The following is a 23075-nucleotide window of genomic DNA, read 5'->3' as shown; positions in this document are numbered from 1 at the left end:
CTCTATTCCGATTTTAAACTTTCTACAGGGTTAGCGAGGGCTGCTTTATAGCTTCTCCAGCTGACCGTTATTAATGCAATAATTAACGTAAATAACCCTGCAGCTACAAATATCCACCAGCTTATATTCGCTTTGTATGCAAAATTTTCTAACCATTTTTGCATCACAAAATAGGCAATAGGACTTGCTATGATAAAAGCTAGAACTATCCATTTAACAATACTTTTGTTAAGCATAATCAGCAGTTCATTTACAGTAGCACCATTAACTTTACGCACAGCTATTTCTTTTACTCTTCGCTGTGTATCATAGAGGGCAATAGTGAAGAGGCCAATTGCAGAAATTAATAAGGCTACAAGTGTAAATAGAATATATATTATACTTAGTTGTTTTTCCTTTTCATATAAAGCCGTTACCTCGTCTTTTAAAAAAGAGTATTTAAAGATTGAATTAGGGTTTTGTTCTATAAATAATTGCTCAATAAAAGCTAAACTACTTTTACGAGTCCCTTTTTTAAATGTAATAAGTGAACTGTTTTTCGCTCCTTCCATAAGGTGTCCAGCATTCATCATAATTAAAGGTTCTGGACTTGAGGATAAGTGTTGGAAATTAAAATCTTTCAGCACGCCAATTATTTTATACGAACCACGACCATTATCAGACCAGAATCGACTATACAAATTTACTTTATTGATGTCAGTAATGTTCCAATGTTTTTTAGCTGCTTCATTAATAACCACTATTTTTTCTTCAATAGTATCTTGATCTTTATCAAAAAAGCGTCCATCAATTATTTTTAAATTTGTAAAAACTTTGAGATAATCTGAACTAACAAATAGAAGATGTGCCTTGGAAAATTTTTGTTCACCTTCGGCAATTTTCCAATCGCCTTGAATAGTATTTAGTGGAGGCTCTGCATGTGTGAAGCCAATAATGTTAGGGTTTGCTTTTAACTCACCTTTAATAATGTCTAATTTGTTTTGTGTAACTGACCAATGACTTCCTGTTTCATATTCAACCATGGTTGTTCTAATCACATTTTCTGTGGCAAAACCTAAATCTTTATTTAACATGAGGTTAAGCTGTTTTGCTACTACCACTGAAGATATTAATAAAATAAAAGTCAATGAATATTGTGTAACAATAATAACTTTTCGTCCTATAAACCCTTTATTTTTTTGTATCTTATTTTTTAATCCAACATGAATTGGAACCCTTCTTTTGATCAGAATAGGGTATAACAACCCAACAAGAGTTACTATTGTAATAATGAACATATTTAATAAAAATATGATCCATATTGGTGGGTTTAAGGAAACTTGAGTAAAAGAATTATAAAAGGGCAATATTATTGAATACCCAATAGAAATTAGTATTGATGCAATAAAAATTGTTATTGCCAAATCTACCGATTTTTGCCGAGCCAATTGTTGAAAACTGGCTCCATTCACTTGCTTTATTGCATTGTTCTTTGAGGCCTTATTCGTGCTTATAATCTGCATGGTTGAAAAATTCAATGCGGAAATAATCAAAATAACTAAAATGATTATGGTTAAGTAAGAAAGATTTCTTTTATCTCCGTACCTCGAAAATAAAGAAGTGTTAAATGCTCCATTACTAAAATAAATATCATTTAATGGAACGAGTTTGATTTTACTTTGCTCGTATTCTGAACTTTTTTTTGTCTTATTTATTTTATCAGTTAATTTGTCAATCTCAATATTTTTAGAACCTAACATAATTGTCGCTGAATTGTAAATGCCGAGATTCTTAGCGTTAAGTATATAGTCGAATTTTATAGCAGTGTTGGAAGGAAGTGTTTTAAGAATACCTGTAATAGTAACATTTAGTTTTTCCATTAGAGTTACTTGTATAACCTTGCCAATAGGGTTTTTATCACCAAATATATTTTTTGCCAATGTTTCCGTTAAAAGTATGCTATTAGGTTCATTTAAAGCTGTTTTTGAACTACCACTCAGCAAAGGAAAATCAAAAATTGATAAAAAAGTGCTGTCCACATGTAATCCGTTTTCTGTAAAAACATTGTTGTTATAGGATAACTTAAAATATTCCTTTCTTAAGAGTTCAAAAGCTGCAAGATTTTTTATTTCTGGATAATCTTTGGCATTAAAGCTTTTATATTGATTTAAATTAAATTCATTAGGTCGAAATTGTTCGGGCGAATTTCTCTCAAAGACAACATAAATATCATCTTTATGAGTTAAGAAATTATTCATGGTCAATTCATTATAGATATATGAAAATAACAATGAAATACTTAATGCCCCTAGACATAGGGTGAGCAAGCTTCCTCCAAAAATTACTTTGTTGGCTTTAAAATTTCGAAACGCTAATTTGATATAATATTTAACCATGATTTTGGTGTTTTATTCCGATTTTAAACTTTCTACAGGATTACTGTTAGCAGCTGATAAGGTTTTAATACTCATAATGAGAATAGCAACTAAAATCATAATGAATCCACTTATTAAAAATACCCACCAACTCATACTTGTTTTATAAGTAAAGCCTTCTAGCCAGTTGTGTAAACCATACCAAGCAACGGGTGCGGCAATTGCAAATGCTATAATTACAAGGAGTATAAATTCTTTACACAATAAAAAGTTCAATTGGGTTAGTGATGCTCCCAATACTTTTCTTATTCCTATTTCTTTAGTTCTTCGTTGTGTAGTGTGAATAACTAAACCTAATAAACCTAAGCAACTTATTAAAATAGATAATCCTGTTGCCCAGTTTAGTAAAACGGATGTTTTCTGTTCTTGTTTGTAAAAACGTTTTATGGTTTCATCCATAAAAGTCAATTTGAATTCAGAATCGGGATATATGGATTTCCAAGCACTTTCTATTTGTGAAATACTTTGTGACCATTTATCAGAGTTTTTAGTCAGAAAGGAAAAATGAATGGTGTTAAAACGTGACACATTTGCTCCTAAAAATGCCATGGGTTCTATTCCCGTTTTTAATGATCGTTGATTAAAATCTTTCATTACGCCAACAATCAGATGCGATTCATCTCCAGTTTTTACAGATTTATTTAAGGCGTCTTGTGGATTGTCAAACCCCAATTTTTTCATATACGTTTCATTAATAACGTACTCACTTATACTATCATTTAATTGGTTTCTACCAGCCAAAATTTCAATGTCATATAATTTTAAATAATTTTGATCGCCATATAATAATTGCAAGGGAGTTCTAATTTCATTGTCTCCAATAGTAAATGTGGCATTGGTTGAACTTGTGCTGAATGAAGCCGGTGTATTACCACTTAAACTTACAGCTTGTATCATTGGTAGAGCCTTAATTTTACTCGTTAACAACATGCGTTTTTCTATCTCAGGACTTTCCCATGGTGTTCTAATAGAAGCAACTGCTTCTGTTTTAAAACCCATATCTTTTGATGTTAAAAAGTGAATTTGTTTACTTACGAGGAGGGTAGCAATAATGAAAATTTGTGCAATAACAAACTGAAATACAGTTAAGTATTTGCGTAGTGAAGCGTTATCACTTTTATGTAAAATTTGACTTTTTAAAACGGCTATAGGTTTAAATTGTGATAGGACTAGAGCAGGGTAGAAGCCTGATAAAATCGAGATTACAACTAGTAATAGCAGCATAAACACTATTACTAATGGGTCTGAAAACAATTCAAAACTGATCCCTTTAGGTATAAAGTCAGAAAATACTTGTAACAGCCAAAACGAAAGGAATAATGAAACCAGAGCAGCAAAGAATGTAAGTAAAAAAGTCTCACTTAAAAATTGAATTATTAATGGTTTTTTAGAACTACCTAAGGTTTTTCGAATTCCAATTTCCTTTGCCCGTTGTGTTGCTTGGGCAGTATTTAAATTGATGAAATTAATACAAGCTAGTAAAAGTAAAAATAAAGCGATGTAAGCTAAATTCATCAAAACAGACTTACTTGCTTGTCCTTCACTAAAATCAAAAGTGTAATAATTTGAATTAAAATGTAAGTCGCTTAACGGTTGTAAATGAAATGTTCTTTCTTGTCCAAAAGTAGCTTCATCTGGATCTTTATGTTCATCTGCAAGTTGATTTAATAACAGTTGGACATTGCTAAGTTTAGTATTTTTTGATAGTTTTATAAATAATTGCGATGCGGAGTTTGTATTGTTCCAGTTACTATCTTTTATTGAACTGGTCATGTCAGATTGATTGGCCGTTTTCAGAGAAATAAATTCTTCAAAAACGATATCGGTACGATCCTCAAAATTAGCAACTATGCCTGTTAATTTAACGGGAATAGTATCATTGTAGATAAGGTCTTTACCAATAATTTCATTCAATTCTGCATTTGGAAAATATTTTCTTGCCCTATTTTCCGTCAACACTACTTCATTTGGGTTTTCTAATACAGCTACTTGAGAACCTGCGAGCCACTTATAGTTGAATAATTTGAAATAACTGCCATCAGTGTATATTACAAATTTTGGATTTTTAAATAATTTATCGGTACTGTTGTTTTTAATGTGAAGCGGATAGGTTGTAAAGATTGGGGCAACAACATCTAAACCGGGTGTGTTTTCATTTAAAGTGGTACCTAATGGAACCGCTACACCTGGATTGTAAAACACTCCATCAGAGGAAGAAAAGTCACTTGTAATGCGATAAATACGATCGCCATCTACATGAAATTTATCAAAAGTGAAATCGTAATAAATGATGGCTCCAATTACAAAAGAAGCACTTAGGCCAATAGCCAATCCAACAATGTTAATTGCCGCAAAGAGCTTGTGTTTTTGCAAACTCCTCCATGCTATTTTTAGATAATTTTTAAACATAATTGTTTTTTATGTCATTTCCGCAAATGCGAGAATTAATTCAACTTTATTACTCTATTTTTAATTTTATCGGGCTTTTTTTTATTCTGTTTTTAAACTTTTTAAGGGTTTTATCAGAGCGGCTCCGATAGATTGGTAGCTGATAGTCAAAATTGCAATTAGTAAGGCAATAGCACCTGCTCCTAAAAAAAGTTCCCAACCAATATCTATTTTATATACAAAATCTTCAAGCCATTTGTTCATTATATACCATCCAATGGGTATCGCAATAAGTATGGCGATAATAATCAATTTTAAAAAATCTAATGTTAAAAGTTTATATATGCTTTTAAAAGGGGCACCTAAGACCAATCTGATACTGATTTCTTTTTTACGTTGTTCTATCATAAAAGCAGAGAGTCCGAATAAGCCTAGACAGGCTACGAATATGGCGAAAAGAGCAAAACTATTAAATATTTTTCCCATACGCTTAACGTCTTCATGCATCTGTGCAAATTTCTGATCTAAGAAGCTATAGTTAAATGCTTGGTTGGGTACGTTTTTAGTCCAAACAGAACTTATGGAACTCAAAACTTCAGTAATATTTTCTGAGTCTAGTTTAACTGAAAATGCACCTATGTCATTTCCGATAACAAGAGCTAAAGGTTCAATGTCATCCTTCAATGATCTATAGTGAAAGTCGTCCACCACGCCTACAATAGTCCAATCAGTACCATTAGAAATTTGTTTTCCAAGTGGGGTATCTAAACCAAGTGCACTTGCCATCTTTTTATTTATAATAATTGAGTTTATTGAATCTGAAGCAAATTCTTTTGAAAAGTCACGCCCTTCTATCAGTTTTATTCCTAGTGTTTTAATATAATCATAATCTACCCGCCAAATTTGTGAAGGTACTCCTTGTATTTCATTACCTACTCCAGATTTTCTAAATGTATTTCCATTTCTTTTGGTTCCTGTAATAGGTAAATAATTACTTTTGGTTACCAACTTTACGGATGGTAATTGCAAAAGCTGTTCTTTAAAATTTTCTGCTTTACTGTCTAGGATAGAGGTGCCTTCTATTACTAAAACTTGTTCTTTTTCATATCCTAATTCTTTGGTTACTACAAAATCCATCTGTTTGTAAATAACAAGTGTTCCTATGATCAAAATTACAGAAGTGGCAAACTGAAATACGACAAGACTACTTCGGAGTCTCATACTTTTACCACCAATACTCATTTTTCCTTTTAAAACTAAAGCAGGTTTAAATGAAGATAAATAAAAGGCAGGATAGAGTCCTGCGATTAATCCTACAAATAGGGCGGAAGTCAGTATTGTTGGAATAAACCACAAAGCATTCCAAGGCATTTCTATAGTTTTAACAGCTATTGAATTGAATATGGGTAATAATAACCAGGCGAGAAACACACCGATTACAAATGATATTAAACTAAATAAAATTGATTCTGATAGAAATTGGGATACCAAACTATTTCTGAAAGCACCAACGGTTTTGCGTAAACCAACTTCCTTAGCTCTATTGGCTGATTTAGCCGTTGATAAATTGATAAAATTGATACATGCTAATAGTAATATAAATCCTGCAATAGCAGCAAATAACCATACAAATCTTATATCACCATGACTAAGATGATCGAATAATTCAGAATCAGTTTTTAAATGGATGTCTGCAACGGGTTGTAATATAAACTTGGCTTTTTCTAATGATTCCAAATGAGTATTATACCCTCGTTTTTTTAATGCAGGTACCATATGATTGGTTATTATGGAATACATTTTATTCTCAAGGGCAGTTATATCCGTATTTTTTGAAGTTTTGATGTAAGTGAGATAATTGTTATTGATCCAATTCATCTGGTTATCATCAATAGTCATTAGAAAATCATAATGAAAATGTGATTTAAAACTACGCCTGGCCATTACACCAGTAATTTTATATGGATTTTTAGTGTTACCGTCTAATATAATTGTTTGACCAAGAGCATTTCCATTTGGAAAGTACTTTAAGGCCTTTTCATAAGAAATCACCAAACTGTTAGGATGTGTTAAAGCGTTTTTTACCACTCCTTGAGAAAAAGATATTTCTAACACTTCTAATAAACCTTGGCTTGCGAAAATAAAACCGTCATCATTATAATTTTGAGATTCATTTTGTAGTTGTATGGTTTTTTTACCAGCACCAAATAGTTCACCTGCATTATATTTTCCGGCCAGTTCTATTTCAGGATAATCACTTTGTAATTGTTCTGCAAATGGTAATTGAAAATGAACACTTTTTAGTAGCTCTCCTTCGTGAGGAAACGCTACGAGTACTCTATGAATTTGATCTTTACTTTTATAATGTTTATCATAGCTTTGCTCATCTATTATAAAGAGTGAAATAAGCAAACAGGCAGCAATACCAACGGCAAAACCTCCTATTTTTATAGAGGCAAAAAGTTTGTCTTTTTTAATACCTCTCCATGCTATTTTTAAATAATTTTTAAACATAATATTTAGTCTTTATGCCCTTCTCAAAAAAGTGAAATTTTTCAATTTTATAATCATTTTTTTATCTCAAATTAAATTTTCTATTCCGTTCGTAAACTCTTAACTGGATTAGCTTTTGCTGCCTTTATGGCTTGAAAACTTACCGTTAGTAGGGTAACCAATAACGCACCTAGAATTGCCAATACGAAAATCCACCATTTTAAGGCTACGCGGTACGGATAGGCATCTAACCATCCATTCATTACATAATAGGCAATGGGTATTGCAATAAAACAGGAAATAATAACCAACTTTAAAAAGTCTTTAGACAACATATTCCATACATTAAATATGGTTGCCCCTAATACTTTACGAACACCTATTTCTTTGGTGCGTTGTTCTGCCACAAATGATGTTAATCCGAAAAGTCCCAAACAGCTGATAAGAATAGCTAGCCCTGTAAAGACGCCTGATAATGTGCCAATACGTTCTTCAGAAGCAAATTTTTCGCCATATTCTGCATCTACAAAATCATATTGAAAAGGAATGTCAGGAAAATGTTCTTTGAACACTTTTTCTATTGTTACTAAATTTTTACTGGCACTTTGTTTCGGGTTTAATTTTAAATTGTAATAACTAGAATTGCCGTGCTTGTCAAAAACATATACACCTTGCTTAACAGGTTCATAAGGCGACTGTGTAATCATATCTTCAACCACACCGATTATTTTTAATGGAGGATTAGGGTCTTCATCACTATCATCTCTCAGAAATTTACCTACCGGATTTGTAAGTCCCAAATATTTTACAGCGGTTTGATTAATCAAAACAGCATTAGAATCGGTAGCAAATTCACGTGCAAAATCACGCCCCTCTATAATTTTTAGATTAATAGATTTAGCATATTCATAGGTAACTTCAGTATAAGCAAGATCTTCTTGAAATCCCTCAGGTTTACCATCCCAGGTAAAACCACTTCTGTTTGACCATATTTGTGTAGTAGGACTACTGGAGGCTGACATTTCAATTACCGCACCAGAATTTAAAAATTCGTTTCGCATTAAATCATATTTACCTTCAAAGTCTTGACTGTATGTCGGAATTTGAACCAAGCCTTCTTTGTCGTAACCTACAGGTCTGTTTTTAGCATAATTTATCTGTTGCATAACAATTACTGTCCCTATAATAAAGGCAACAGAAACTGTAAATTGAACTACGACCAAAATTTTTCTGGGTAAACCTGCGTGTTTGCCAGTTTTAAAAGTTCCTTTTAAAACATCAATAGGCTTGAAAGAAGATAGGTAAAGTGCGGGATAACTACCTGCCAATAGTGTTGTGAAAAGAATAAAAGCTAATGATATTAGCCAAAAGTTTACATTGCTCCACGGAAATAGTATTTCTTTTTTTGCAAGGTCATTAAATCCGTTCAAAGAGATTAAAATAATTAATAATGATACCAAAAAGGCCAGAACTACCACCAAAAAAGACTCACTTAAAAATTGGTATATCAACTGCCCTTTTTGAGAGCCAATTGATTTTCTGATACCCACCTCCTTAGCTCTTTTTTCTGAACGTGCGGTGCTTAAATTCATAAAATTAATACATGCTAATAATAGTACAAAAGCTCCAATAATGGCAAATAACCAAACATATTTTATTCGACCACCTCCATCGTTTTTACCATTTTTAAAGCTGTTTCTTAAATACCAATCTTTCATAGGAAAGAGAAACAATTGTGGATTGAACGCTGCAGTGTCTTCGTTTAATGTTTTCTTTACATCTTTAATAGTAGTAGATACTTTATCCATATCAACATTGTCAGCCACTTGTACAAACATCTGAAAAGAATTATTGCCCCATTCGTCTTCTGAATTTCGTACCCATTCTCTAGAAGCCAGATATTGTTCCCATGGAATGATATAGTACGTGTCGTTAAAAGTAGTATTAAGAGGAATGTCTTTGTAGACACTGGAAACCACTAAGTCGTCCTGATTTCTAACTTTTACAACTTTACCTATAGGATCTTCAGATCCAAAAAGGGCGTCCGCAATTGACTCAGATAGCATAATGGAATTTATTTCTCTTAGACCATCTTTCTCCCCTTTTATAATTTCTAAATTTAATAATTCAGGAGCGTCTCTTTGCATATAATTTCCAGATTTATAAAGACTGGTTTCTTTATATTTTAGATACACTTTATTCGTCCATGACGACATTATTAAATATTTAAAACTACTACCGTAATCTGTTCTTAATGCTTTTTCTAAAGGTCTTGGAATTGCAGGGCCAGTGCCCGTATTACCATTAAATGTTTGGGATTGGAATACAATTGCTATTTTATCTTTATTTTCAAAATGATTGTCATACGAAAGCTCGCTCTGAACCCATAATCCAATAATTATGGTTACTGCTATGCCTAAGGCTAATCCGCCAATATTTATGGCAGAGTATCCTTTATTTTTAGCTAAATTTCTCCAGGCAATTTTTAGATAGTTTTTAAACATGTTTAATTGTTTTTTTTAATGACAATAGAACTTTTTTTAAAACGGTAGACAATTGTCAAATTGTTTCTTTAAGTATTCTGTATTTGTTATACCTATAGTTGTGCCAAATATTTAATAGTCTGTTTATTAGATTTTTAATAGAAATTGAATTTTAAATTATTTTTTAATATGTAAAATAATTTTACAGTAAGTGTCCAATATTTTTACAATCCTTTTGAGTTATTCCAATAGAAAACGATTACTGAAATTCAGAATCCAATTTTATTGGCGATTGTTTAAAAAAATCACCTTATTAAAGAACTCTGTAGCTAACTATTCAGTTTTTATTCGGTTTTTAAGCTTTTTACAGGGTTTTGCATGGCTGCTTTTAAAGTTTTAACACCAACCGTAAATAATGCAATTAATACTGTTAATAATCCCGCAAGGGCAAAAATCCAAATACTTAAATCAATTCTATACACGTAATCTTGAAGCCATTGATTCATTAACCACCACGCGACAGGTGCAGCAATAACAAAAGCAATTGCCACTAACTTAAGAAAGTCTTTGGTCAATAAATAAGTTATTGACGAGATGCTGGCACCCACAACTTTTCGCACGCCAATTTCTTTAGTGCGTTGTGCAACCACCAATAATGAAATGGCAAATAGACCAATACAACTAAGAACAATGGCTATAATGGAGCCACTAGTAATCATCGTTGCCATAATTTTTTCACTTCTAAAAGTACGATCAATATTATCATTTAAAAAAGAGCCTAAAAATTTGGCATTGGGCTCTAGTGTTTTCCAAGTTTGTTCAATAGCGTCGTATGATTTTGATAAATTTTCAGGAGCAACCTTTACATAGGCATAATACAGATCCCAATCCGTATTCATAAAGAATGTTAACGGTTCTATAGACTTGGTTAATGATTCAAAGTGATAATCTTTAACGATGCCTAATACTTGATATTTAGTGCTGTCACTCATCATAATAGTTGCTGTCAAGGGATCTTCTTCATCAAGTTCGCGAGCCATACTTTCATTAATTACCATTCCGAGTGCATCACCAGGATATTGCCTATCAAAACTACGACCTTGTATAAGTTCCAATCCCAACGTTTCTATATAGTCATAATCTACAACGAGCATATTTGTTTTGACAACTCTACCTTTGTATTCAAAACCTAAGCGACTACTGAATTGACTGCCATCTTTACCCAATCCTAAAATATTATCGGAGGCGGTAACACTTATAATATTAGGATTGTCTTTAAGTTGATCACGTAATAAGTTAACGGCTCTTCGACTGTCCATTTTTCCGTCAATAGGAAAAGCGATAACTTGCGATTTATCAAAGCCAAGGTTTTTATTCCTCATAAATTCTAACTGACTCCATAAAACCAATGTGCCGCTAATTAATAAAATGGCAATTGAAAATTGTACTACCATGAGCACATTTCTAACTACATTTTTTCCGTTAGTTTCAACTTTACCTTTAAGGGATTGAATCGTACTTAATTTACTCATAAGCATTGCTGGATAGCCTCCCACTAATAACGTTACCAGCACTATTACAACTATAAAAAGAATAATATTTAAGGGATTAGTAAACATACTAAAAGTAACATTGGTTCGGAAAATTTCTTGAAAATCCTTTAAAAAGAGAATGCTTAAACCAATACCAATGAATAATGAGACACTAAATAACATCAGGCTTTCGCTCCAAAACTGAAAAAATAGTTGCTTTTTTTGTGCTCCTAATGTTTTTCTCATTCCAATTTCTCGTAAACGTTGTGTGCTCTTAGCGATGCTCATGTTAATAAAATTGACACAAGCAATAAAAAGAATTAGAAAAGCTACAGAGAGCACTAGATATGGAATTGTTCTACTAATTTTAGCATAACCATTTTGAAAGTTAGTATAATGCACATCCTTTAATGGTAAGAGGTTAATGGTAAAATAGCGACCGTTAGCGTCAGGTTGTGCTCCATCTCGTTTAAGGTTTTCAATAGACTCTTTATAATGCAAATCAACAAAAGATTTGGTTTGGTCTTCAAACTGTTTTGCATTTACTTCATTTTGCAATTGTACATAAACATCGTGATATTGAGAATCCCATTCCTCTTTATTCTTAGTATAACTTTGATGGTTTTCAAAACGAATGGCTAAACCAAACTCTAAAGAGCTATTCGATTTTGTGTTTTCAACAAGTGAAGCGACTGTGAATGGAGTTTCTTTTCCATTTATGAGGATATTTATGGTCTTATCTATGGCATTTTCATCTCCAAATAATGCTGTTGCCATTTTTTTAGAAAGTACAATATTTGATAATTCCTTAAGAGGGTTATCAGAATTTCCTGCAAATTCAGGAAAAGAAAACATAGTAAAGAAATCAGCATCGACCCATACAGTACTCATATTTATTTCTTTATCCTTATACATAACTAAAGCACCATCTTGCAGATAACGGGTAACTTTTGAAATACCAGGAACTTCTTTTGTAAGTGCGTTGGCAAATGGAGCGGGTTGACTTGTACCAGCTTCTGGACCTCTTGGAGTTTGTATCTCATTATAAACCTTATATATGTTATCTCCATTGGTGTGAAATTTATCATACGATAATTCGAAAAAAGCCGCCATTGAAAGTAAAATAGCAACACCGAAAGCAACCGATAAACCTACAATATTTAAAAAGGCAAATGTTTTGTCCTTTTTCAAATTTCTCCAAGCTATTTTTATGTAGTTTTTTAACATGATATTTAAAGGTTTTACTCTGTTCTTAAACTTTTAACGGGATTAGAAAGTGCAGCTTTTACCGCTTGAAAACTAACGGTTATTAATGCAATTACAATTGCCAAAATTCCTGAAATGGCAAAAATATACCAACTGAAATCTATTCGATACGCAAAATTCTGTAACCATTCATGCATTAGCCAATAAGCGATAGGGAAAGCGATTACAATGGCTACTGCAACAAGTTTTAAAAAATCCATAGAGAGCATTTGTGTAATTCCCATGATAGTAGCTCCTAGTACTTTTCGAATTCCAATTTCCTTTTTGCGTTGTTCAGCAGTGAATGCCGCTAAACCAAATAGACCTAAACAGGCAACGAAAATGGCTAAAATGCTAAAGGTGAATCCTAATATTGCTGTCTTCCGTTCTTGTGCATATAATTGTTCAATATTTTTATCTAAAAAGATATATTCAAAGGCGGAACCTGGATTTATTTTTAGAAATTTTGATTCTAATTGATCCATGGTGTTTGTCAATGAATTACTATTGAAGCGGACCAATGCAAAATTTTTGGCTTCAGTTCTTCGGTTGTGAAAAGCATACGCTCCAATAGGTTGATGTAGTGATTCGAAATTAAAATCATCTACAATACCCACAATAAATACATTACCTCTAAAACCTTGGATTAATACTTTTTTGCCAATCGATTCTTCAGGTGTATATCCTAAATAATCCAATGCTTTCTTATTGAGAACCACTTCTGATATAGTATCACCTTGTTGTTTTATCAGCGGTAACGTTTTACCTGCAATTAATTTTAGTTTTAATAAATCGATAATTTGAGCATCTACACGATTGGTTTGAATTTTTAAACCATTCTCATCATTTTCAGTTTTAAATAACATTCTACCACTTACGGTAACACCAGGAAAACCCTGTGCCATGGCAATATCAGAAACCATGCTCAACGATTCGTATTCTTGAACTAGAGCTTCTTTTTTGTCATTACCGTTAACCGCTGTTGTAGAAATAGCGACCACATTATCTGAATCAAAACCTAATTTTTGATTTTGCATAAATTGTAATTGCTGATATATTACGAGTACCCCAACAATCAGAATAATAGAGGCTGCAAATTGTAATACCACCAAACCTTTTCTAATATTAATAATACTTGAACCGTCCTTTTTTGTTGAGGTTAAGGCTGAGTTGGGAGAAATACTTGAAAGGTAAAATGCGGGGTAAGATCCGGCAACTAAAGTGGCAATTACCCAAAATAATACAATACCTATTAGGACTTGCGGCTTAAATAGCAATGAAACCTCTAATTGTTGAGCCGTTAATTGATTAAAAAGTGGAATGAATAATATAGTTATAAAAACGCCAATTACTAATGCTAATAAGGTTATAATTCCTGTTTCAGCATAAAATCGAGCTATTAAGCTTTTAAAGGAGGCTCCTAATGTTTTATAAATTCCAACATCTTTCGATCTTTTTGCTGACTTTGCCGTCATTAAGTTCATGTAATTAACACAGGCAATCAATAAGATGAGTATTCCTAAAAAAGAGAGGTTGTTTATTTCGTCAATATCGCCGACTCTTTTACTGTAAGAATTTGAAAAGTCAGCAGAGTATAGGTGAACTTTTTCCAAGGGCTGTAACGTTAAGTGAAACCATTGCCCTTCTTTATCTACATTTTTATCCAAAAGCGAGTTTAATTGACTTTCTGTATTTGCTTGTGAAATGTTTTCATTTAATTGTAAGTAGGTTTCAAAACTAGAATTTCCCCAACTTGGATTCTTAAAAGCGAATGTGGAGCTAAAAGAAGCTATCGCATTGCAGTGTAAGGAACTGTTTTCTGGAAAGTTTTCAAAGACCCCAGTAACTTCCAATTTTTCATCACTATCAACTACAATAAGTTTCCCCATTGGATCAGCATCTCCAAAATATTTTTTGGCAGTGCTTTTTGAAATAGTAATAGTATTTGGTCTCGATATGGCAGAAGAAGCTTCTCCTTGTAAAAATTTAATATTAAATATATCAAATAATTCAGGGTCACACCAGTATAATTCCTTTTCAAGAAAAGTAGTATTGCCCACTTTTACGAATGCGGTTTCTCCAAAACCATGTTTCAATATTCTGGCGGCATATTTAACATCGGGAATGTCATTTTTAATGGCGGGAGTTAAAGCAGCAGGAGCCGTACATAAAATTTGCTTGTCATAACTTTCATTAGTATTTACAAGAACGCGATAGATATTTGCCTTATTAGAATACATGGTATTATAACTACGCTCGTAGGTAATAGAAAGAAAAAGTAGAATGGTTATAGATAAACCTAATGCTAGTCCTAAAATATTAATTATGGAAAACAATCGGTTCGTTTTCAAATTTCTCCAACCTATTTTTATGTAGTTTTTTAACATGATATTAAAGTTTTTACTATTTATATTCTATTCGCCCTGCACATGATGATTACTTTCTGAGTTTGTTGGACTAAATAAGTCTATTTGTCTAGTTTTATTCTGTTCTTAAACTTTTTACAGGATTGGCTACGGCCGATTTTAATGATTGAAATCCAACAGTTATTAATGTTATGATTAATGCAAAACCACCAGCGAAAGCAAATACCCACCATTGGATGTTTATTCGATATGTAAAATCTTCAAGCCATCGTTCCATAAAATAATAAGTAATTGGGGAGGCAATCAAAAAGGCGATTCCTACCAATTTTACAAAATCTTTGGTCAATAATTGTACTACAGAATTTATACTAGCACCTAGTACCTTGCGAATTCCAATTTCTTTCTTCTTTTGTTCGGCTACATATGAAATCAACCCAAAGAGGCCCAAACAACTAATTAGAATGGCTAGAATAGTGAAGACAAACGAAATTTTACCAAGTCGTTTTTCTTCATCATACAGCTTTTCAACCTCTTTGTCAACAAACCTGTAATCAAATGGGACATTGTTTACTGTCGTTTTCCATTGTTTCTCTAAATTGCCAAGTAATAGCTCGTAATTCTTTGTTTCAGTGCGAAGGAACAGCCAATTAGGTTCGCTTTCTTTGTGCAAAAATAATGGAGCTATTTCATTTTTTAAAGAAGCGTAATGAAAATCGGCTACCACACCAATGATTTCCATTTCATAGGTTTCATCTCCAAAACTTTGAACAAGTTTTGAACTCAGAGCATCCTCACGTTTCATATTGAAGGCCTTAAGTGTGGCCTCATTTACAATTATCTGATTAGTAGTATCTGCTTCGCGAAAATCTCTTCCTTCTAAGATTGGAATGTCCATTGTCTTAAAGTAACCGTCACTGACGCCATTGCGTTTTACGATTGTATTTTTTTCTCTACTTCCACCAGGCAAGTATAAACCATTATCGGACAAAACTATTTCGGAGGGCGAGTAATTACCGCTGGATACTTCAAGTACACCAGGTATATTCAAAAATGCAGTCTTGATAGATTCAAACTTACTTGAGGCTTCGTTAGTACCTATTCGTAAGGCTAATAGATTTTCTTTATTAAAACCAAGGTCTTTGTTCTGGGTAAATCTAAACTGTTGAGTTACTACTATAACCGTGGCTACAAGGCTTATAGAAACCACAAACTGAAAGACTACTAATGCTTTTCTAAAGTTGCCGTTTCCAGATTGCAGTATAGTCGCACTTTTCAAGGCTTTTATAGGGTTTATCGAGGACAAAATTACTGCCGGATAGATACCAGCAACTAATCCTGTAAAAATCCCTAAACCGAATAATAAAGCTGTGATTTTCCAATTGAAAATATTTAAATAAGTCAATGCTTCTTGCGTAAGTTCATTTACAAAAGGCAATAGGAAAATAGTAATAGGAATACTTATTAGCATTGCAAATACTGACAAGAGTAGAGATTCTCCTAAAAATTGTCGCATTAATGCTTTTTTTCCTGCACCTACAACTTTACGTACCCCAATTTCCTTTGCACGTTTACTTGCCCTAGCCGTACTGAGGTTTATAAAATTAATACACGCCACCAATTGGATGAAAAAGGCTAACGTCAATAAAAAATAAAGATATGTTATATTTGAAATTCTACCGATTTGATTTTTGCGGCCTTCAGAATACAAATGAATATCAGTCACCTTTTTTAACAATAGCTGTTTATTGTCCATTCCTGCATCTGATAAATTTTTAGATCCTCTACGATTGATAAAAGCAGGTAGTTTTTTTTGTAATAGGTCAGCGTCAGCATTAGGGACAAGTTTTGCATAACTATACACAAAATTATTGGTGGCGAAATCATCAAAAGTCTGAACAAATGTACCCATTCCAGGTGTACTCATACTCACAATGTAATTAGGGTTGAGATGCGATTTGTAAAAATACTCATCGAATACGCCTTTCACTGTAAGCGTTTGAGCATCTTCACCGCTACCCCAAATTACAGCCTTGCCAATGCAATTTTGATTACCAAACATTTTATTGGCCAAATTTGAGGAAAGTACTATCGCGTTAGGTTCATTTAGAGCGGTCTCAATATCACCGTGTAAAAATTTGAAATTGAATATTTTAAAAAAAGTGGAGTCGGCCATATAACTTCTTGGCTCATAATAGGACTCTTTATTTTCTGCGGCACGGATTAAATTACTATAAAAAACATCTGTTAGTACTACCCGCGTAACTTCTTCAACTTCACCAAAATCTTCTTTTAGAGCAAAGGCTATCGGAGGAGAAGCTGCTGCAGTGTCAAAACTTTCCTTACCATCTCTCTCTATTATGGTTTCCACGCGATAAATAGATTCAGCATTCGAAAAGTCTTCATCAAATCCAAGTTGGGCAAAAACATAAAGTAAAATGGTCAAGCAGCTTACTGTTCCTAAGGTAAGACCCAATAAGTTGATAATGGTCTGCTGCTTATTTTTTACGAGGTTTCTCCAACCTATTTTTATGTAGTTTTTTAACATGATTAGTTTTATATCATTCCCGTGAAAATCGGAATATGTTCAATTGAATCTCTATTTTTGTTCGGTTTTTAGTATTACTCTGCTATTTTTTGAATTGTTGCTTCTCCAATTACAATACCCTTTTTTACATTTGGGTTTCCTTTATAGGCTACAACCGTTTCTCCATATGCCGTTACCTTTAATTCTTCAGATACATTCACTCGGTAACTACCTTCTCCATAAGCTGTAATTTTAGTGCTATTGCTTATGACACCTAAGGTGTTTGTTTTCGCTTCACCATAGCCTGTTATTTTTTGTCGGTCTATAGAACCTTCATTGATAACGATATAACTTTCTCCATACATTGTTGTTTGCAATGATTTTAGATTTACATTATCGATTGTGATTTCAGATTCTCCGTAAACTTTTAAGGTAAAATCCTTCTGGTCAATAGGGCTTTTACATGTAAATTTTTCTTCACCACGTAATGACAATTCATCAATATATTTATAGGTAACCGTTGCCGTAACTATCGTTCCATTATACAATGAACGGGTACGTTTTTCACCATTTTTATAGTATTTTTCATTTTCAGTAACTTCTTTTGCTCCCTCTAAATAAATACGTAGGGTTTTGCCTTTGACTTCAATGTTCAGTTTATTTGTGTCAACTGAAATAGTTTCTATTTGTACACTTTCAGTTTCTCCCTGAACAAAAGTTACAGCAATATGTGGACTCACAACTACCTTATCAAATGGCTCGACAGTTCTTGTTTCTGATTGAGCATTTGCATTGTGTAACCCTAGAAATAAAATGGTTAAAACTAGGATGGTTTTAAGATTCTTATTTTTCATAATTTTATGTATGTTTTTAAATTGTTTTTTAAACTGCCCTACGCTAGTGGGCTCCTTCACTAAAAATGTCTAGTAGACTTTTTTTATACACTCAACCTATTCCGTTTTTAAACTTTTTACGGGATTTACAATTGCCGCCTTTATACTTTGATAACATACCGTTAGTATGGCTACTGCTATCGCCAAAAAGGCAGCCAATGCCAATATCCACCAACTAATTTCTATTCTATACGAGAAGTCTTCTAACCATTTATTCATAGCATACCAGCCCAATGGAAGTGAAATTAATATACCAAGGCCTACCATTTTTAGAAAGTCAGTAGTAAGGCGATAGGTTATCTGACTGATACTAGCTCCTAAGACTTTTCGAATACCAATTTCTTTTGTACGTTTTTGAGCATTAAATGCAGCAAGACCAAATAGACCAAGACAGGCAATAAAGATGGATAATATAGTAAATACCATAAAAATTTTACCTAATCGTTGTTCAGCATCATAGCTAGTGTTGAAAGCATCATCCATAAAACGATAACTAAAAGGTTGACCTGGTGCTAATTTAGTCCAGATACTTTCAATGCTTGAAATGGTTTGTTTAAAATCTCCAGCTTTTAATTTTATGGCTAAAGTTCCTGTTGATTTGTCTAGAAAAAGGCTAAGAGCATTAATATTTTCTCTTAAAGATTCAAAATGAAAATTTTTAACGACACCTATTACAGTAAAGAATTTGGATTTTTCAATTTCAATTTCTTCTGATATTCGCATTCCTAGTGCTTCTTCTGGGGTTACTCCTAATCTTTTTAAAGTAGATTCATTAATAATAACAGCGGTTGAATCCGTAAGGTGCTTTTTGTCAAAATTACGACCGGAAATAAGCTTCATACCTAAGGTAGGTATATAATCCTCATCTACATACCAGGTGCCCATTTGAATGGCTTTATCTTGCTCGATGGCTCCTTCTTCAAAAAACGAACTACTGGAACGAGATGAAGGTACTGGTAAAAAACTACTAAAAGTAGAACTTTGTACTTGGCCTAATCGACCCACTTCTTCTTTAAAAGCTTTTACCTGTTTACCTGCTGCATACGTGTCATTGATCAATAAAACTTGATCTTTGGTAAAACCAAGGTCTTTACTTTGTATAAATTTAAGTTGTTGAAATACGACCAAGGTACTTACAATTAGAAATACGGAAATGGCAAATTGGAATACAACCAAAGCGTTCCGAATATTACCTCCTCCCACGTTGGTATGGCTCCCTCCTTTAAGGGTTTTTACGGGCATCAATCGAGACATAAAAAAGGCAGGGTAGCTTCCTGAAAATAGTCCTAGAATAATAGTTGCAACGAACAGTATTAGCCAAAAAATCGGATTTGTAAATGGCAATGAAATTGCTCTGCCTGAAAGTTCATTAAAAAGAGGGAGTACTGCAATAGATAGAATAACTGCCAATAATAACGATATTAGAGCAATTAGTCCAGATTCAATTAAAAATTGTTGAATCAGTTCTGTTTTATTAGACCCCAACGTTTTTCTTACACCTACCTCTTTAGCTCTTTTTAAGGAATGAGCAGTGGAAAGGTTCATAAAGTTTACACACGCTAAAATAATAAGGATTAAGCCTATAAATGATAGGATATATACGTTTTGCATACTACTATTGGCACTCATCTCAGATTCACGTGCAGAATATAGATGAATATCCGTTAATGGCATAGTATGGTATTTGATTGAATTGCCCGCTGCGGCAAACGATTCTCCAGTCATGCCTGGAAAATATTTTTGTGCCCATGGCAGCATATATTTTTCGAGCATGCTAGCTAAAGGTACTTTTATATCGTCGGCATTTGCACTCGGTATTAGTTTTATAAAGGTATAAAAGTTGTTACCGCCCCAATTATTCTCTCTTGAGGCAACATGACCTGCCATTGCCATAAAAACAGAATAATCTTTCAAAAAAGAATTCGTCGGTAAATCATCTATGACTCCAGTTATGGTATAGGTGTCGGTATTATTCAACAGGAGGTTTTGGCCAATAGCATTTTTTATACCAAAATGTTTTTCAGCAGCAGTTTTTGTTAAAACTAATGTATTAGGCTGAGTCAAGGCAGTCTTTCTGTCACCCGAAAGTAGTTGAATACCAAACATATCAAAGAAAGTGGAATCGACAAATGTGGTTTGAAGCTCTTTTGAATTGTCATTAGTTTCACTTTTTCGAAGCAACATACTTCCTTTAGTTCTGAATCTAACCGTGTTTTTAACCTGTGCAAAGTCATTTTGCAATGCGTTGGCCATTGGTGCCGCAACTTGTGCGGACTCCATTTCGGCCCCGCCAAATTTTATATCTGTATCTATACGATAGATTCTGTCGGAATCTGCAAACATTTTATCGAAACTCAGTTCGTCATGTACAAAAAGTGAAATAAGAATCGCACCTGTCATCCCAATAGCCAAACCAAAGACATTTAGGAAGGTAAAGAAAGGTTGTTTCTTTAAATTTCGCCAAGCTATTTTTAGATAATTTTTATACATGATTGTTCATTTTTGTATTGATGAAATTGTTTAAAATTTATTAGAAATCTTTACACTCTTGCTTCCATAGCTCTATTCTGACTTTCTGTTACAATTTGACCGTCAAAAAGATTTACAATTCGGTGTGCATAATGAGAATCTCTGTCAGAGTGAGTTACCATTACAATTGTAGTTCCTTCTTGGTTTAATTCCGTTAGTAAATTCATTACTTCAATCCCGTTTTTAGAATCTAAATTACCTGTAGGTTCATCGGCAAGAATCAATTTAGGGTTGGTAACTACGGCTCTTGAAATGGCCACACGTTGTTGCTGTCCACCCGACAATTGTTGAGGGAAATGCTTTTCACGATGAGCAATTTTCATGCGTTCTAGCACAGCCATTACTTTTTGCTTGCGTTCACTTTTATTCATTTTTAAATAAATTAAAGGCAACTCTACATTTTCATAAACCGTAAGTTCATCAATTAGGTTGAAACTTTGAAAAACGAATCCTAAATTACCTTTACGTAATTCAGTTCTTTGACGCTCTTTTAAGCCTCCAACTTCATGGTCGCCGAATTGATAGCTACCTTCTGTAGGGTTGTCGAGCATACCAATGATGTTTAATAAGGTAGATTTACCACAACCAGATGGTCCCATAATGGCCACAAATTCTCCAGAAGCTACGTTCAAATTGACATCATTTAATGCTAATGTTTCAACTTCTTCGGTTCTGAAACTCTTTTTTAAATTTTGGATTTTTATCATTTTATATATTTTATTTCTCTATTCTCTATTCTCTATTCTCTATTTTCTATTCTATTTAAGAACAATTCGCTCTGCTTCTCCAAAACTATCATAATTAGAAGTGATTACTTTTTCACCAGGTTCTAATCCTTCTAACACTTCGTAATATTTTGAGTTCTGTTTTCCTATGCGAATGGTACGTTTAATGGCTTCGTTATTCTCATTTACAACAAAGATCCATTGCCCACCTGTGCTTTGAAAAAAGCTGCCTTTTGGTAAGAGCATTGCGTCACTTGAGGCTCCTAATTGTAATTTGATATTATAAGTTTGACCTGCACGTATCGTTTCTGGTTTCTCTTTGGTAAATACAAGATCTACCTTAAATTTTCCATTTCTAACTTCAGGATATACTTTTCTAAGACGTAATGGGAATTCTTTGCCATTTCGTTCTAAACTAGCTGATAAGTCACGTTTAACACGATCAATATAGTGTTCGTCAATAGTAGCTTCAATTTTAAAATCAGTCAATACATTTATTTGTCCAATACGTTCTCCTTGTCCAATACTTTGTCCAATTTCAGCATCTAAAAATCCGAGTTGTCCATCAGCAGGAGCACGAACATTCAAATGATCTAGACGTTCATATACCATAGATAAGGTTTTACGCATACGTTTTAAATCGGTATCCAAACCAGATAATGAAGTGATCCGCATTTTATCATCTTGCTCCGTTTGTAGTTTTACAATTTTTTGTTGTTTTATCGCAAGTTCATAGTTCTCTTTAGTTTGTAAATACTCTTCTTTTGATATTAGTTCATCTTTGTACAAGGCTTCGTTTTGTTCAAAATTTCGTTTTGTTTTGGTGAGGTCATAATCTGTTGTAGCTAACGATTTTTTACCACTTACTTGACGTGAATCAAATTCCAATTTTGTAGATCGTAAATTATTTTCCTTTAAAGCCATATTACTTTCACTTGCTAAAATTTGCTCATATAAGTTCATGTTTTCTAGCTTCAGAATAATGTCTCCTTTTTTAACCATGGTACCTTCTTCAATCAATTTTTCACTCACACGGCCACCTTCATAAGCATCCATATAAATCGTAGAAATTGGAGCTACCGTACCATTAATAGTAATATAGTCGTCAAATTTACCTTGCATAACTTCCGCAATAGATAATTTATCTTTCTCTGTTCTAAAAGTAGACATTGAGCTACTAAAAATCAGTTTCCATGCTGCAAATGCTATGAGTAATCCTAAAGCGATATATCCGTAATGCTTTGGTCTTAATCCTTTTTTCTTTTCAAGTTTTATATCCATTATTATTGTTTAATCGTTATTTCTCTAATTTTTAGTCTTGTTTCTTTTGGCTTTAATCTTTATTTCAATACGTGGACATCTTAAGGTCCAATCGTTCACAATTATATTTTTTAATTCAAAAATCGTTAATCATCAATCGTTACTCGTTATTTTTTTTACTTAAGTCTTCAAACTTTTTTTCTTCGTACCTCATGCCTTTTTT

11 protein-coding genes are annotated in these 23075 nt (G+C 33.1%); all 11 read right to left on the bottom strand.

Features of this window, described 5'->3' with window-relative positions; genetic code table 11:
• Positions 1-2: 2 nt before the first annotated feature.
• The 11 genes from FF125_RS14575 to FF125_RS14525 all read right to left on the bottom strand — a co-directional run bounded on the left by FF125_RS14575 (position 3) and on the right by FF125_RS14525 (position 22873).
• On the bottom strand, positions 3-2375 hold the full coding sequence (locus FF125_RS14575) for an ABC transporter permease (RefSeq protein ID WP_138950456.1): 2373 nt from the start codon (positions 2373-2375) through the stop codon (positions 3-5).
• Positions 2376-2387: 12 nt separating this feature from the next.
• On the bottom strand, positions 2388-4823 hold the full coding sequence (locus FF125_RS14570; protein ID WP_138950455.1) for an ABC transporter permease: 2436 nt from the start codon (positions 4821-4823) through the stop codon (positions 2388-2390).
• Positions 4824-4904: 81 nt separating this feature from the next.
• Positions 4905-7316, bottom strand: a complete 2412-nt coding sequence (locus FF125_RS14565; protein ID WP_138950454.1) for an ABC transporter permease — start codon at positions 7314-7316, stop codon at positions 4905-4907.
• Positions 7317-7396: 80 nt separating this feature from the next.
• Positions 7397-9799, bottom strand: coding sequence for an ABC transporter permease (locus FF125_RS14560; RefSeq protein WP_138950453.1), 2403 nt, complete (start codon positions 9797-9799; stop codon positions 7397-7399).
• Between the two features lie 323 nt (positions 9800-10122).
• Positions 10123-12537, bottom strand: coding sequence for an ABC transporter permease (locus FF125_RS14555; protein ID WP_138950452.1), 2415 nt, complete (start codon positions 12535-12537; stop codon positions 10123-10125).
• Between the two features lie 14 nt (positions 12538-12551).
• Positions 12552-14942, bottom strand: coding sequence for an ABC transporter permease (locus FF125_RS14550; protein WP_138950451.1), 2391 nt, complete (start codon positions 14940-14942; stop codon positions 12552-12554).
• Positions 14943-15036: 94 nt separating this feature from the next.
• Positions 15037-17466 carry an ABC transporter permease gene (locus FF125_RS14545; RefSeq protein ID WP_138950450.1) on the bottom strand — a complete coding sequence of 810 codons (2430 nt, stop codon included), beginning with the start codon at positions 17464-17466 and terminating at the stop codon, positions 15037-15039.
• A gap of 74 nt (positions 17467-17540) precedes the next feature.
• Entirely contained in the window at positions 17541-18299 is a 759-nt protein-coding gene (locus tag FF125_RS14540; RefSeq protein ID WP_138950449.1) for a head GIN domain-containing protein, read from the bottom strand.
• Positions 18300-18395: 96 nt separating this feature from the next.
• Entirely contained in the window at positions 18396-20828 is a 2433-nt protein-coding gene (locus FF125_RS14535; protein WP_138950448.1) for an ABC transporter permease, read from the bottom strand.
• Positions 20829-20878: 50 nt separating this feature from the next.
• Positions 20879-21574, bottom strand: a complete 696-nt coding sequence (locus FF125_RS14530) for an ABC transporter ATP-binding protein (RefSeq protein ID WP_138950447.1) — start codon at positions 21572-21574, stop codon at positions 20879-20881.
• 51 nt (positions 21575-21625) lie between these two features.
• Complete coding sequence (locus FF125_RS14525) at positions 21626-22873, bottom strand: efflux RND transporter periplasmic adaptor subunit (RefSeq protein WP_138950446.1); 1248 nt, start codon at positions 22871-22873, stop codon at positions 21626-21628.
• Between the last annotated feature and the right edge of the window lie 202 nt (positions 22874-23075).

The sequence above is a fragment of the Aureibaculum algae genome, from assembly GCF_006065315.1.
GTDB lineage: Bacteria > Bacteroidota > Bacteroidia > Flavobacteriales > Flavobacteriaceae > Aureibaculum > Aureibaculum algae.
The sequence above is the reverse complement of the archived record's forward strand: the minus strand, read 5'-3'. Positions and strand labels throughout refer to the sequence as shown.

What these genes read in the sequence shown, in the direction of transcription:
- FF125_RS14575 (WP_138950456.1), bottom strand. Translation starts at nt 2,375, where the DNA reads ATGGTTAAATATTATATCAAATTAGCGTTTCGAAATTTTAAAGCCAAC.
- FF125_RS14570 (WP_138950455.1), bottom strand. Translation starts at nt 4,823, where the DNA reads ATGTTTAAAAATTATCTAAAAATAGCATGGAGGAGTTTGCAAAAACAC.
- FF125_RS14565 (WP_138950454.1), bottom strand. Translation starts at nt 7,316, where the DNA reads ATGTTTAAAAATTATTTAAAAATAGCATGGAGAGGTATTAAAAAAGAC.
- FF125_RS14560 (WP_138950453.1), bottom strand. Translation starts at nt 9,799, where the DNA reads ATGTTTAAAAACTATCTAAAAATTGCCTGGAGAAATTTAGCTAAAAAT.
- FF125_RS14555 (WP_138950452.1), bottom strand. Translation starts at nt 12,537, where the DNA reads ATGTTAAAAAACTACATAAAAATAGCTTGGAGAAATTTGAAAAAGGAC.
- FF125_RS14550 (WP_138950451.1), bottom strand. Translation starts at nt 14,942, where the DNA reads ATGTTAAAAAACTACATAAAAATAGGTTGGAGAAATTTGAAAACGAAC.
- FF125_RS14545 (WP_138950450.1), bottom strand. Translation starts at nt 17,466, where the DNA reads ATGTTAAAAAACTACATAAAAATAGGTTGGAGAAACCTCGTAAAAAAT.
- FF125_RS14540 (WP_138950449.1), bottom strand. Translation starts at nt 18,299, where the DNA reads ATGAAAAATAAGAATCTTAAAACCATCCTAGTTTTAACCATTTTATTT.
- FF125_RS14535 (WP_138950448.1), bottom strand. Translation starts at nt 20,828, where the DNA reads ATGTATAAAAATTATCTAAAAATAGCTTGGCGAAATTTAAAGAAACAA.
- FF125_RS14530 (WP_138950447.1), bottom strand. Translation starts at nt 21,574, where the DNA reads ATGATAAAAATCCAAAATTTAAAAAAGAGTTTCAGAACCGAAGAAGTT.
- FF125_RS14525 (WP_138950446.1), bottom strand. Translation starts at nt 22,873, where the DNA reads ATGGATATAAAACTTGAAAAGAAAAAAGGATTAAGACCAAAGCATTAC.